Raw genomic sequence first — 14,115 nt, 5'->3', positions numbered from 1 at the left:
TTGAACAGGTCCTTAATACTCTCGTGCGATTTGTTTCGACTCATCGTGAGCTGACCCTCCCTTCCCTAAAGGAGAATAAGCGGATCGGAACTTCGATGCCGTACGCTCGAATTTTTTGCGCAGACTCGCAGTGTTTTTGTTCATGATCAAGGAAATTTCCTCGTACGTCTTTTCTTCCACGCCTCGCAGCAAGAGAAGCGTTCTTTCCTCTACCGAGAGTGTCTGCATGGCAAGAAATACATCCTCACTGAAATAAATATTTTCAATATGCCGCTCGATGTCTGATTGAGACTCTTTGTCCTGCATCAAAAATGGCAACAATTTTGTCCATTTCCTTTTTCTGATGAGATCGATGCAGTGGTGATAGGCTATTTTATAAAGCCAAGCTGCGAACGGCATAATTGGACTGTATTTTTTCAAGTTGCGATAAGCCTTGAAGAAGACCTCCTGTGTGGCATCTTCCGCTTCGCATCGATTCCCCAAGATGTGATAGCAGTAGTGAAATATCGGGGTTTGGTAGCTTTTCATAATGATAGCGTAGCGGTCATCCTCACCCTGAATGATCTCACCCACGAGTTCTTCTATCTGTTTCGTGTCCACTCTCTCCCTCCTTCCAACTGGTATAACGCACCATATCACCCTGTATGTGACATCGCACGCAAAAAAATGCCGCGAAGCATGTTCGCGACATTTGAAGACCTTATTTTTTGCCGAGTGCAGGCTTTTCCTGGTAAAAGAAATTCGGCGTATGGTTTGTGTTATCGTACAGACTGTGGAAAATGTGTGTAGCTGTTCCGGAGATCGGTGGAACCAGCCATGTCCAGTCACCAGTAACGGGTCGACCACATTTCTCTTCTCTTTCCTCAAATCGCTTGAATTGCTGGCTCGCGGTATGGTGATCGACAATCGATACTCCTTTTTCCTTGAAGGAATGCAGGACGGCTACGTTCAGCTCGATGAGCGCTTTGTCTCTCCAAAGTGTCGCTTCCTTGCTCGTATCGAGCCCCATGACCTCTGCGACCTTTGGCAGCATGTTGTATCGCTCTTGGTCAGCGAAATTGCGCGCACCAATCTCCGTTCCCATGTACCAACCGTTAAAAGGCGCGGCCAAATAGTCGATACCGCCAATCTCCATGCGCATATTCGAAACAATAGGAACCCCATACCATTGCAATTCCATATCAGCAAAGCCCGGCAAATCGGGATGCACAATCGGTACCTCCAAGACCAGCTCCTGAGGAATCTCAAAAAACTGCGGCGTCCGATCTCCAATTTGCACGACAAGCGGCAAAACGTCGTAGTTTGTGCCTTTCCCTTGCCATCCCAAGCTCTCACATAGCTTCGTCAGCGAAAGCGAAACTGGATCACCCAATACGCCGTGCTCTGTCTCGTATCCCGCGTAGCGAATTAGCTGGTCATTCCAGATGCGCATGGGAGCTCTGCCTGCTACAGCAGGTGCAAAAACCGTGATGGTCGGGCGAATTTTCCCGTCATTGGTGGCAAAGTCTATGTGTCGGAGCATGGCCTGCGCCATCTCTTCTTCTGTTTCGACGTGCCGCTCATCTATCACAAGTAACGATTCCCAAAAGAATCGCCCAATACATCGATTGCTATTGCGCCAGGCCATTTTTGCTCCGTGCCGAAGCTCCTCAGCCGTATGCTCATAGTATCCCTGCTGATGAACCAGCTGTCGTACTTCTTGTAGCCGTTGCTCGGTTTCGTCCGTTGTCTTGTCCAGTTCACGATAGCATGTCCGGATAAATTGCTCTGCCGCTTCCATCAATTGAATGGGTTCCATATTACCCTCTTTTCACGCTGAAGGGTGTCACTTCGCTGTTATTTTCTTCATCGTAGATTTTTGTTACCTACATTATAAAATTACTCGGGCTTGATTACCAATCATGTAGGCATATGGACACATATCTGTAAGAATCACTTACGGAAAAGCTCTCCTAGTTCAAAAGTTGTAACGTCACAGTAATTTCGCCGATGAAATAAATAAGGATTACCCAGAGTAGGTAAAGAAAGGTAGGAAGCGATATGAAACGCCTCATCCTCTTATTAGCACTTATTATTGGACTAACGACCTTTCAGCAACCTGTAGCACTAGCAGCACCAGCATTTAAAGATGTCGATCCCAAGCAATATGGCTGGGCAATGGACGCTATCTCCTTCATGGTAGACAATGGGGTCGTCAGCGGCTATCCCGACGGAAGCTTTCAGCCGGGAAGATGGGTGGACAAAGCTGAAATGACGGTGATGATCTATCGCCTGTTTGATCGTCACAGACCTTACGATCCTAATGATGACTATTACGTCCCGGATTTTAATATTACGCACTTTGCCGATGTACCAAAAAACCACTGGGCCTACCGGGAAATCAGTTCAATCGTGACAATAGAATGGTGGAACGCAGTTTTTCCTTCATCAAACGGCTACTACTTCTATCCAGACGCCAAGTTAAATCGTATCGGTACAGTTAACGTCCTCCCTGTATTATTTCTTGAGCAGCTTGACGAAACAGACGACAATTCTGTTTTTAAGATCATTTCTACCTTGCGAGATATTCCAGTCATCGTTACCCCCGATACGGATTTACCATCCAAAGATGATTTTCTCTCAGATGGTCGCTTCGATGATGATGGAAAAAACCAAACGAACACGCTTTTTCCCCTCATTGTCAAGAAAAAAGGAGACGTATACCGCTTCTATGACTCCTACAGCGTATACACAGCTTACAACATCGCCCTCTTGCAACAAAGAGGAGTCATGACTGCATGGAATGGCGAATTCGAGCCTAACGAAATGCTAACACGCGCAGAAGCAGTAACGATTTTGTACAGAATGTATATGAGCATGAAGGAATCAGGCTATGTAGACTTACACTCGAGCAAATAGAAGACCAAACTTGTTACTCCCATAAAAACACCTACTCAGCCCACCTCCACTTCCTCAACCGGCATGGAGGTGTTTTTATGTAGACGAAAAAAGACAGGTGCTTTCACACCCGTCCTTTCTCCTAAACAGTCATATGATTCCACATCTCCGACTTACTCAACGAAACAGCATCCGCTCCACCCTTCAACGCTTCGTTGACCTGTTCCATATTCCAAATCAACCCGCCCAAAATAATCGGCTGCGACAAATGCTCCTTGATATACGAAATAATAGAAGGCGCTATCCCCGGCATGATTTCAATCGCATCTGGCTGGTTTTCCAAGACGTTTTTGATGGTCGTCGTGAGAGAAGTTGAATCGATCAAAAAGACTCGCTGGATCGTCAGCATCCCTTCCTTTTTGGCCGCGCGAATCATTGGTCCCTTGGTAGTGACAATGCCCGTTGGTTGGATATAGGTCGACAAGAAACGAAAAGCCTCCTTGTCATTGGACAAGCCATTCATGAGGTCTGTGTGCAAAAAAATCGGCTTGCTCGACTGACGGATGGTTTCGGCTTCCTCCATCAGCTTGGTCAGCTTTCCGTACATCAAAAGGATCGCGCAAGCTCGGGACGCCATTGCCTCTCCCAAGCGATCCTGTTCGGTTGCCGCAATAACCCGATTTGTTTTCAAAATCGTTTGCATGTCCATGTTATTCGCCTCCTGCCCTCAGTAGCCGTTCAACACTTACCTCAGCGCAGCCAAGCTGCTTGGTCTCTACAACCCAATGACCCGCGAATCCATTGTCTTTTAAAAGTGACAGGATAGATGCGAACGGAATCGTTCCGTCACCCACTGCCAAATGGTCGTCCAGCTTGCCAAAGTTATCACTCAGGTGAAGAGCAGACAAATGAGGAAGTACCTCCTGCAATGCATCGATCGCATATCCCGGACGAATCAAATGGGCATGGCCCACGTCGTACACGATTCCCACGCGAGAGGATTGTACGTGACGGCATATACGCACGAGATCCTCGACGTTCCACCCCAGCACTTTTGGATACGGGGGAACATTCTCGACCGTCAGTATGGTTCTACTCTCTGCGGACAGCTCGGAGGTCAACACCTGGAGTGCCTGACTCACATTTTCCACACCTCTGGCACGCTCTGTTTCCGCGAGTCGGTCCTCTACCTCCCCCGCATGCATCACGACATGGGTGCAGTCGAGAAAGCTGGCAATCTCCAGGCAGCGCTTCATCGTGTCCACTGTTTGATCCCGGATTGCCCCTGCGTCCGCCGCCAGATTGCAGCCGCTAATCGGCGCATGAATCGACCAGGCAATCCCTCTCTCGTCTCCCAGCTGCTTCAACTCTTTCAACTGCTCCCAGGACCAGTCCAAGAGGTCGGCATGATTCTCTTCACACATAATCTCGATGCCCTTCCAATCATGGTGCAAAAGCTGAAAGATAGCATTGCGCAAGGACAGATCAAATAACGCATAAGTGGATACGGCAAACGGGCTTTTGTCTCTCATCATTCATGACCCTCCCTCTTATTTCACGCCGGAGTGGATGAAGCTGTTGATAAACTGCCGCTGGAACAACAAAAATGCCAGCAACAACGGAAAAATCACCATGACTGTCGCTGCACTTACCTCGGCCCACTGCGCCCCCGTCTCAAACGATTGGGCAAAAATCGCCAGACCGACCGTCAACGGACGATTTTCTATGGAATTCGTAATAATCAGCGGCCACATGAAGTTGTTCCAATGGTAGCTCACCGAGACCAAACCAAACGCAATGTAGGTCGGCTTCGCTAACGGAACGTACACCCGCCACAGAATTTGGAACCAGGAGCAGCCCTCCATCCGTGCCGCCTCCTCCAGCTCGTTCGGGATTGTCTTGAAGGTTTGTCTCAACAGAAAGACCCCGAAGGCAGAAGCGAAGTACGGCAGCATAATGCCGATTTTGGTATCCAGCAAAGACAAGTCACGCAAGACGTTATAGTTGGGGAAAATCAAAATATCCGCCGGGACCATGAGCTGGACCAGGAACAGAACAAACAACACATCCTTTCCCCAAAATTGCAGCTTCGCAAAGGCATACGCTGCCAGTGTAGCCGTAATAATTTGCGCCACCAAAATACCAGTCACGATCAAAAAGGTATTGATGTAGTACTGATCGAAGGGCGCTGCGTCCCACACCTTCGCATAGTTATCGAGTGTAAAAGCTGCACTGAGCGACCACGAAGTCGCCAGCTCCCTCGGGCGAAAGGAAGTCCAGACCGCCCAGAGCAAAGGAAACAACCAGAGAACGGCCAAGCCGTACATTCCAACCGTTGTGATTTTGCGAAGCATCTGCCATCCCCCCTTAGTTGTAATGAATCTTTTTATCCATACCAAAAAACTGAAAAGCAGCGACTAACAGCAGCAGCACGACCATGACAATCGTCAATGCCGAAGCCATTCCTTGATCCCAGAATGAAAACGCCGTCTCGTATATGTAGTACAGCAAGAGATTGCTGGCATTATCCGGTCCGCCTTTGGTCATGATCACCAAATGGTCTACCAGCTTGAAAGAGTTAGTGAAGGCGATAATACTGACAAACATCGTCGTTGGCATGAGCAGCGGAAAGGTGATGCGGCGAAAAACCGTCCACGACGACGCCCCTTCCATGGAGGCGGATTCGTACAGCTCCTGCGAAATGTTTTGCAGCCCCGCCAAATAAAAGATCATGAAATAGCCCGCTTCCTTCCAAATGACCATGAAGATCATCGCCCACATCACATTTTTCTGATCGCCGAGCCAGTTCATGTCGCCTTTTCCGAACCACTCCATCACATGACTAAGCGCTCCGTACTCCGGTGTGTAAATAAACAGCCAGATGTTCGCCACTGCAATCATCGGAACAACTGTCGGGTAAAAATAAGCCGTGCGGATAAAACTCTTCCCTCGTAATGCCTTGTTGGCGAACAGAGCCATAGCTAGCGCGAGAGCCACACTCGTCGGCACCGTTCCGATGGCAAACCAGATATTATTGGTCAGCACCTTCCAAAACACTTCATCTTCCACCATTTGTTTATAATTATCTATCCCGTTAAAAAACGGCTCTGGAGAACCCAGATCCGCTTGATGAAAACTGAGTATGAACGTTTGTATAACCGGATAGAAGGTAAACAACAGCAGGAAGATGAGGGAGGGAAGGAGCAAGAGCCAGGCGTACATGTTCACTGTCCATTTTGCGCGTAGTTCCCCCATTGTCGCTCCCCCATTGCCTTGCTTGATTTATTTGTTGAACGGCGCCAGCATCTTGTCCGCTTCTTCCTGCGCTTTTTTTAATGCTTCCGCAGGCTCAGATTGACCAGTAATCACGGATTGCAGTGTGTCATTCAAGAGCTTTGTCACTTTGCCGTTATTGTGAGTAGACAGCTCAGCATGACCGTATTCCAGCTGGTCGCGAGCTACTGCTGCTGCTGGGAAGTCCTTGACGTATTGCTTCATAGTCTCTTCTTCGTATGCAGATTTGCGTGTAGCAACATAACCCGTATCGACGCTCCACTGAGCAGCGCGCTTAGGCTCGGTCATAAAGCGAATGAACTTCCATGCCGCTTCCTGTTTCTTTTCATCCGTTCCCTTGAACATGTAGAAGTTACCGCCACCTGTCGGGCTGCCGTAGTTCTTTTTCGCTGGCAAAAATGCTACGCCAAAATCAAACTTCGCGCTTTTCTTCACGTTCGTCAGGTTCCCTGTCGTGTGGAACATCATCGCCGCTTTGCCTTCCAAGAAATCAGAAGGTACTGTCGCCCACTCGTTGACGCCTTCAGGCATAACTTGATGCTTTTTGGACAAATCTACCCAAAATTGCAGAGCTTCTACATTTTCTGGCGTATCAAAAAACACTTTTTTCCCATCTTCGGACATCAAGTTCTTGCCGTTTTGCAGGGCCAGCGCTTGGAACATCCAATACGTGAAGCTCGAGGAAGGAATCTCGACGCCGTAGCGTCCGTCCTTTTTCAACTTGGCAGCGTACTGAACCAGCTCGTCCCATGATGTCGGTGGTTTTTCCGGATCAAGCCCGACTTCCTTGAACGCGTCCTTGTTGTAATAGAGCACGATGGTGCTGCGTTGGAATGGAATGCTGTATGTCTTGCCGTCTACTTGGGAATTCGCCAAAAAGCCTGGGAAGAAATCTTTTACGTATTCGCTGCCGCCATCCTTGGCAATAAAGTCGTCCAACGGAAGGATTGCATCCATGTCCATCATCGTATGTAGCTCAGTTGAGAGCATCACCGCGACATCGGGAGGAGTCTTGCCCTGTACAGCTGCCTGTACTTTTGTCGTCGTATCCTGATAGCTGCCCGTATACACTGGCTTGACTGTGATATCTGGGTTTTCTTTGTTAAATTCCTCTGCCATTCCGTCCACGATCTTGGTCAAAGGACCGCCAACCGCAACCGGATAATAGAAGGACAGCTCTGTTTTGCCTGACGAATTGGCTCCTTGCGCCGCGTTGTTCGTGGACGAAGAATTGCCACTGGAGCAACCCGTGATCAGACTCATACTCATGACGACCGCAAACAAGCTTTTGACAACTTTACGCATCACAGTACCTCTCCCTTTTCTTTTCTCAATTGGTCGTAACCGCTAGATTTTTTCCGGTTTCTCCATCAAACACGTTCACCTGAGCTGGATCAAAACGAACATGCATGGTTTCGCCTCTTTTACAGTGCCATTGCCCGTTCCATTTGGCCTTCCACAGCTTGTCTCCCACGGTGAATTCCACAATGGTCTCAGAACCGAGAATCTCTACTCCCTGCACGGTGACAGGAAACTGGCAGGAAGCATCCACAGATTGCCCTTCAAGGGCGGGCTGCAGTGACTCTGGACGCAGACCGAGAACGACCGGGGTCTGGTCCTTGATACCGTTAAACTTTGGAAGCGGCAAAAAATGCTGACCTGCCAGCTCAATCCCTGCCTGATCGCCTGCCCGCCAAATGGCAGGTACCGTATTCATCGGGGGTGCCCCCGTAAACTCCGCCACAAACAAATTCGCTGGATGGTTGTAGACGTCGAGCGGTTTTCCGACTTGCTGGACCTCGCCGTCGCGCAGGACCATCATGCGGTCTCCCATCGTCATCGCTTCCACCTGATCGTGTGTAACGTAAATCATCGTGATGCCCAGCTCTTGCTGCAAGCGACGGATTTCTGTGCGCATGTGCCCGCGCAGCTTGGCATCCAGATTGGATAACGGCTCGTCCATCAGGCAGATAGGGTGCTGACTGATGATAGCCCGTCCGAGTGCAACACGCTGTCGTTGTCCCCCGGATAATTCCTTCGGCTTGCGTTGCAAAAGATGCGCGATGCCCAACATCTCCGCTACACGCTCCAACCGCTTGCCCTGCACCGCTTTGTCTACTTTTCGAACCTGCAAACCAAACAAAATATTATCTTTTACCGTCAAATGCGGATAAAGTGCGTAATTTTGAAAGACCATGGAGATGTTTCGCCCGCTCGGAGGGACTTGATTCATCGGCATGCCGCCAATCAACAACTCTCCCGTGCTGATCTCCTCCAGCCCGGCAATCATGCGCAGTGTGGTTGATTTCCCACAACCAGAAGGCCCTACCAGCACGAAAAATTCTCCTGGTAGAATACGAGCACTCACTTCATTGACTACCTTCTGGCCCCCATACATCTTGGAAATGCGCCGCAATTCCACTTCAGCCACGACTTTCCCCCCTGAACCTCTCGCTGTTTTTTACGTATCACTCGACTATAACAATTGCTTACTAAGGTAATATTTGGGCATTGTAAAGTTTTTGCGCATAGTCCGTAATAATTCCCCCGACTCCAGCCTCGGTTGCCCGCTTCATATCTACTTCCTCGTTAACTGTATACACGGTCAAAATGATTCCCCGATGCTTGGCGAATCGGATTAGCTCTGGCGTGACAATCTGATGGTTGATATAGTATTGGGCATTCAGTTGAACCGCGTCTGTTATCTGCTTTTCGGCATACTGTTCCAGCTGTTCCTTTGGCTTGGTCCCGCTCAAGGTAAAGCCCAGTCCCAATTCCGGATTGAGCTTGGCAAAACGCTCCAATACTTCTGAGCTGAAGCTGCTGACAATCACATCTTCAACCATGTCGTGCTCCTTGATGACCTTCGCCATTTCCTTTTCGTACCCAATCCCCTTTGCTTCCAGAATGAGCACCGCTTTACCCTTGGCCGCTTCCAACAATTCATCCATGGTAGGAATGACAGCATCCGTAATCTCAGGCTGGTACCAGGAAGGATTTGCTGGGTCGAGCTTGTTCGCGTTCAATTCGCGCAGTTCCTTCAACGTGAAATCCTTTACCTTCCCTGTCCCGTTGGTGGTACGCTCCAGATCAAAATCGTGGATTAGGACAAGGTGGCCATCCTTTGTTTTGTGGACGTCTGTCTCGATGATCTCCACACCCAGCTCCATCGCTTCTTCAAAGGCGTACATCGTGTTTTCCGGCTTTAAGGAAGGGATACCTCGATGCGCCATGACCATCGGAGGTTGCGTGATGCTTTTCTCTGGGTACGCAGCAAGCAGCTCATGTACCTCTTTGGGATCGTGTGAGACAACCCCGGCCACACCCATCTCGATCATTTCACTCGCTTGGCTCTTGTTCGCCCGATCGATTCCCCACACGGACAACCCGCGATTGCGGAAGTAGCGAATGACCTCCTCCGTCATCGCAGTTTGCGAGAGAACGATCACATTGGAACGACTGCTCCTGGCTGAGCGTACGAGCTCCTTTTGCTTCTTTTCGTTCAGCTTGCCGTCGATATACACGAGGGCACCACGGTATTCATTGTTTTTCTCCCGCATCTCTTGGACGATTTCCGGTCGGGAAGACACAATGTGCACATCAGAGAGATTCTCTTTCTGGAGCAGGCGATCGACCTCCGCTACCAATTTCTTGTCCTCGATATGAATCACCGGGATCGCCTTGCCCTTGATCTGGTCCAGTACCTCGTCCAGCGATGTGCCGTCCTGGGTAACGACTCCGTTCTTCCCGGATTTTTTCACCGGAATAAAAATGGATGACGCTTCTGCTTCCAGAATCGCATCGATCTCGGACTTCTTGTCGTACATGGCAATCACCGTCGGCGGAAGGACAATTCCCGTCTCAGGTTCAGGGACAATCAGCACGTCGTCTTTCAGATCAGAGACTGGAATCTTGTCTTTTCGGGCATTCGGTCCAAACAACAACTCACCAGGGGTCGGCTTGGGCTGATCGACAAAATCTCTGGAAGCATCATTCGTATCCTTTTCCGTCAGGCGTTCCATCGAGTGTCCGCCAGCTACTCCCGGATGAGAGGTGACTCCCGGAACCTTCGCATCCATATACGCCATCGAATCCACCACATTGTACTCAGGATCCATCAGAATGACGTGGTCACCGCCATTCGCCAAATAAATGCTGCCTGTCGCCCAATCCGTCGGCAACAGCTCAGGGACGTCCTCCATGGAATCGAACAATTCAAAATCAGGCGTGACGTCGTGGCGTTCCACGATTCCGTCGGCATAGCGAGAAATGACAATCGTCTGGTAAGGCTCAATCATGGTGCCTTCCGGAAACGCATGCATCCCTTCATTTCCTCCACGCTTTTCCTCGTCGCCGATCATGTATCCACTCAAATCAATCGAATCGTTGGAGACATTGGTGATTTCGATAAACTCGCCTGTACTTTCATCAAAAAGGGGATCATTGACAACTTCTGTGATGAGCAAGGTTTTGCTCACCGCGCTTTGCGCCATCGCGGGCATACTGCCTGTCACCAGACTTGCTGCCATTAGTGACCACAACCACTTTTTGCTGCTCTTACCCAACTCCATCTCCCATGCCTCCTCGTTTTCCTACTCGACTTGCACCATGGCTTCCATCGTCGGAAGGATGTAATCTGGCTGAATCTCTGTGGCTTCCAGTTCGCGACTGGTCGTCACACCTGTCATTACCAGCGCCGTTTTCATGCCGCTGTTTTTCCCAAGTAAAACGTCTGTCTCCAAACGATCGCCCACCATGACGCATCTTTCTGGCTGCACTTGAAGCTGTTGAAAAACCTGATCGGCGTAGTACCGGGACGGCTTGCCAGTCATCGCCCAGACAGAGGCTCCACCAGCCGTTTCAATCGCTCTCGCCAACGCCCATGTATCAGGAATGGCACCCCCTGGCACCGGACATAACGGATCGGGGTTCGCTACGATCAGGTGGGCTCCATTTCGCACAGCGTCAGCAGCCTGTTGCAGCTTTTCATACGTAAATGCTCGGTCCATTCCGACCAATACATGCGTAGCTTCCTCCGCATCTTGCACCTGCTTTATATGAAAGCTCGCAATCTCTTCCTCCAAGGCAGGCTCTCCAACAATCAGGACACGCGCTTGCTCCGCATTCTCTTGAAGATACAATCCCGCCGCATAGGCAGCCGTCATGATTTCTTCCAGCTGAGCAGCCAATCCGAGCTTCTGGAGGCGAGTCTGACAAGCTGTTCTTGTCTGTACCGTCGTATTGGTCAAAAACATGATTTTTTTCTGCTTCTCCCGTAGCGCGGCAAGTGTCTTTTCCACCCCAGGAAGCAGTTCATTCCCGAGAAAAATCGTTCCATCCAAATCAAAAAAATACGCATCATACCTATCTGTATCTAGCAAATCCCCTGCTCGCTCCTTTCATTCGAGAACACAAAAAGCCCTCATACACGGCAATAGCACAAAGAAACAAACCGAACGAACGGTCTTTTTCGAATCTATTGCTGTATGAGGGCTTTCTCCACGTCTCGACCCACTTACAGACGTTATTCATTTGGTTGATAGCTCGATCATAACAAGTCATTGTTAAGGGATTGTTGAGCTACTTTTGGTTTTTTGTGAACAACGCCAAAACTAACCAGTGATCGGTGGCGAAAAAAAGATTGCAAACTGTCTAAGAAAGAGATAAATTCTTTGTGGATGATAATGATATTCATTATCGACATATAATCATATAATTATGCACTCATATTAGATGAAGGGATGTCTTTTCATGATTCAAAAATGGAGTTATCCACTCGCCGCAGTTGTTCTCGGCTCTTCCTTGCTCGCCGCTTGTGGAAACGCACAAACACAAACCGAAGAGAAAAAACCAGAAGCCGCTCAGCCTGACAAGCCTGCCGCTGCTGATCAGTCTGCGACAGCGAGCACTGCTTCTGCTTCTGCTCCTTCTCCTGAGCTGCAAGCCTCTATTGATCAATACCGAAAATGGGTCGTCGACCAAACCGACCAATTCGTAAAAGCAACAGAAAGCTTCACCACCGCCGTTAAAGCAGGCGATATGGAAAAAGCGAAAAAGGAGTATGCTCCAGCCCGTGCTTACTTTGAGAGAATCGAGCCTATCGCTGAATCTCTCGGCGATTTTGACCCATGGATCGATGCCCGCGAAGGCGATGTGCCTGATAACGAATGGCGCGGCTATCACAAATTGGAGAAAGCACTCTGGGAAACCAAATCGGTTGCTGACCAAGGAAAAGTGGCGGATCAACTGCTGCAAGATGTGAAGCAGCTCCGCGTGAAGGTAGAGAGCGTCGAAATCGATGTGCCTATGCTGGTAACGGGTGCGGTTGAGCTCTTGAACGAGGTATCGACGAGCAAGGTGACTGGTGAGGAAGAACGCTATTCCCATACGGACTTGTACGATTTCGCTGCGAACGTGGAAGGCGCTCACGAAATTTACAAAGTATTGAAGCCTGCTGTTACGGCTAAAGACTCTGCACTTGCAAATGAAATTGAAGCTCGCTTCGCTGATTTGGATAAAGCACTCGCACCATACCGTAAAGGCGACGGCTATGTGCTGTACACCGAGTTGAAGGAAGACCAGGTGAAAAAGCTGAGTCAGTCCCTCGATGCATTGGCTGAACCATTGTCCAAAATGGGTACGATCGTAGGAGGCTAACAAGATGAATGACAAGCATCTCGCAAACACCACAGCGAACAAATTCACACGTCGAGAAGCTCTGAAGTTGGCTGGTGTCGGAGGGATTGGACTGCTGTTGGGGGCGACTGGGGTCAATAGCCTTTTGCCCACTACTCCTAAAAATGAGCAGACAAGTGCCACTCCGACCGGTGCAGATGAGGTCATTCCCTTTTATGGCAAGCATCAGTCCGGGATCATTACACCTATGCAGGATTTTATCTGCATGGGTGCTTTTGATTTGACGACGACCTCGCTAGGGGATGTCCGCACCTTGTTTCAAAGCTGGACGCAGGCAGCAGCACGCATGACTGCCGGCAAAAACGTCGATGAGGAGAGCGATAACGCCCTTCTTCCTCCTGTCGATACGGGAGAAGCCATGGGCCTGCGCCCAATGAAATTGACGATGACATTTGGGCTTGGCGCTTCTTTCTTTGACGAGCGCTTTGGTCTTGCAGCCAAACGCCCAGCTCCCTTGGTCGATTTACCTCGCTTCAACAGCGATGAAATGCGAAAGGAATGGTCGGGTGGCGATATTGTCGTGCAAGTCTGTGCCAATGATCCACAGGTCGCCTTCCATGCCCTGCGGAATTTGGCCCGGATCGCTCGAGGCAAAGCTGTTCTCCACTGGCTACAGGAAGGCTTCCAGCGTACCAGCGCATCCGACCCGACTGGCTCCACACCACGGAATCTGATGGGCTTCAAGGATGGCACGAACAATCCGCCGGTGAACGACCCCGCTACCGCAAATGAAGTCGTCTGGGCTCACACTGCTGAAAGTCCCGCGTGGATGGCAGGCGGAAGCTACATGGTCATGCGTCGAATCCGCATGCGGATCGAGGTATGGGATCGCTCTTCCCTCACCGATCAAGAGAATACATTTGGTCGTCACCGGTTAACCGGAGCTCCTCTTGGCAAAGCAAATGAGTTCGACGAGCTGGAGCTGGATCGAAAGGATGCCAAGGGCAAACCGGTTATTCCTGTGGATTCCCATGTCGCCTTGGCCCATATGGAGGGCAAGGTAAAAATTCTGCGACGCGGTTACTCTTATTCGAGTGGAATGGATCTCAAGACTGGTCAGCTCGATGCTGGGCTTTTGTTCATTTGCTACAATCGTGATCCGCGCAAGCAATTCATCCCGATGCAACAAAAGCTCGCATCCGTCGACCTGCTCAATGAATATATCACCCATGTTGGCAGTGGTTTGTACGCCTGTCTTCCTGGTGCAAGTGAGGGCGGATACATCGGGGACACGCTATTTTAACCAAC

13 protein-coding genes are annotated in these 14,115 nt (G+C 49.8%); 3 read left to right on the top strand and 10 right to left on the bottom strand.

The window, feature by feature from the left end; translation table 11 throughout:
* Positions 1-12: 12 nt before the first annotated feature.
* Together ACM6JA_RS30200 and ACM6JA_RS30195 are read right to left on the bottom strand one after the other, a co-directional pair.
* Positions 13-600 carry an RNA polymerase sigma factor gene (locus tag ACM6JA_RS30200; RefSeq protein WP_414855378.1) on the bottom strand — a complete coding sequence of 196 codons (588 nt, stop codon included), beginning with the start codon at positions 598-600 and terminating at the stop codon, positions 13-15.
* Positions 601-700: 100 nt separating this feature from the next.
* Entirely contained in the window at positions 701-1,798 is a 1,098-nt protein-coding gene (locus tag ACM6JA_RS30195; protein WP_414855376.1) for a nitric oxide synthase oxygenase, read from the bottom strand.
* 242 nt (positions 1,799-2,040) lie between these two features.
* Here ACM6JA_RS30195 and ACM6JA_RS30190 point away from each other — a divergent pair, with 242 nt between their 5' ends.
* Positions 2,041-2,898, top strand: coding sequence for an S-layer homology domain-containing protein (locus ACM6JA_RS30190; protein WP_414855375.1), 858 nt, complete (start codon positions 2,041-2,043; stop codon positions 2,896-2,898).
* Positions 2,899-3,019: 121 nt separating this feature from the next.
* On the opposite strand, the gene ACM6JA_RS30185 is transcribed toward ACM6JA_RS30190, so the two are convergent.
* From ACM6JA_RS30185 to ACM6JA_RS30150, 8 genes are all read right to left on the bottom strand, one after another.
* The gene (locus ACM6JA_RS30185) at positions 3,020-3,586 is read right to left on the bottom strand and encodes a glycerol-3-phosphate responsive antiterminator (RefSeq protein ID WP_414855374.1); all 567 of its coding nucleotides are present in this window, start codon (positions 3,584-3,586) and stop codon (positions 3,020-3,022) included.
* A gap of 1 nt (position 3,587) precedes the next feature.
* Positions 3,588-4,409 carry a sugar phosphate isomerase/epimerase family protein gene (locus tag ACM6JA_RS30180; protein ID WP_414855523.1) on the bottom strand — a complete coding sequence of 274 codons (822 nt, stop codon included), beginning with the start codon at positions 4,407-4,409 and terminating at the stop codon, positions 3,588-3,590.
* Positions 4,410-4,427: 18 nt separating this feature from the next.
* Positions 4,428-5,231: a carbohydrate ABC transporter permease gene (locus ACM6JA_RS30175; protein WP_414855373.1), complete on the bottom strand. Its 804-nt coding sequence runs from the start codon at positions 5,229-5,231 to the stop codon at positions 4,428-4,430.
* Between the two features lie 13 nt (positions 5,232-5,244).
* On the bottom strand, positions 5,245-6,132 hold the full coding sequence (locus ACM6JA_RS30170) for a carbohydrate ABC transporter permease (RefSeq protein WP_414855372.1): 888 nt from the start codon (positions 6,130-6,132) through the stop codon (positions 5,245-5,247).
* Positions 6,133-6,159: 27 nt separating this feature from the next.
* On the bottom strand, positions 6,160-7,476 hold the full coding sequence (locus ACM6JA_RS30165; protein ID WP_414855371.1) for an ABC transporter substrate-binding protein: 1,317 nt from the start codon (positions 7,474-7,476) through the stop codon (positions 6,160-6,162).
* Between the two features lie 25 nt (positions 7,477-7,501).
* Positions 7,502-8,602, bottom strand: coding sequence for an ABC transporter ATP-binding protein (locus ACM6JA_RS30160; RefSeq protein WP_414855370.1), 1,101 nt, complete (start codon positions 8,600-8,602; stop codon positions 7,502-7,504).
* A gap of 61 nt (positions 8,603-8,663) precedes the next feature.
* The gene (locus tag ACM6JA_RS30155) at positions 8,664-10,742 is read right to left on the bottom strand and encodes a glycerophosphodiester phosphodiesterase family protein (RefSeq protein WP_414855369.1); all 2,079 of its coding nucleotides are present in this window, start codon (positions 10,740-10,742) and stop codon (positions 8,664-8,666) included.
* 21 nt (positions 10,743-10,763) lie between these two features.
* The gene (locus tag ACM6JA_RS30150; RefSeq protein WP_414855368.1) at positions 10,764-11,552 is read right to left on the bottom strand and encodes an HAD-IIA family hydrolase; all 789 of its coding nucleotides are present in this window, start codon (positions 11,550-11,552) and stop codon (positions 10,764-10,766) included.
* Between the two features lie 370 nt (positions 11,553-11,922).
* Between ACM6JA_RS30150 and efeO the strand changes: the two genes are divergently transcribed.
* Both efeO and efeB read left to right on the top strand, forming a co-directional pair.
* The gene (gene efeO, locus ACM6JA_RS30145; protein WP_414855367.1) at positions 11,923-12,828 is read left to right on the top strand and encodes an iron uptake system protein EfeO; all 906 of its coding nucleotides are present in this window, start codon (positions 11,923-11,925) and stop codon (positions 12,826-12,828) included.
* 4 nt (positions 12,829-12,832) lie between these two features.
* Positions 12,833-14,110 (top strand): iron uptake transporter deferrochelatase/peroxidase subunit, encoded by a 1,278-nt coding sequence (gene efeB / locus ACM6JA_RS30140; RefSeq protein WP_414855366.1) that lies wholly within the window; start codon positions 12,833-12,835, stop codon positions 14,108-14,110.
* Positions 14,111-14,115 lie beyond the last annotated feature (5 nt).

The sequence above is a fragment of the Brevibacillus sp. IT-7CA2 genome (assembly GCF_949767855.1).
GTDB lineage: Bacteria > Bacillota > Bacilli > Brevibacillales > Brevibacillaceae > Brevibacillus.
Note: the sequence above shows the minus strand (reverse complement) of the source record. Positions and strands in the feature narration are given on the sequence as shown.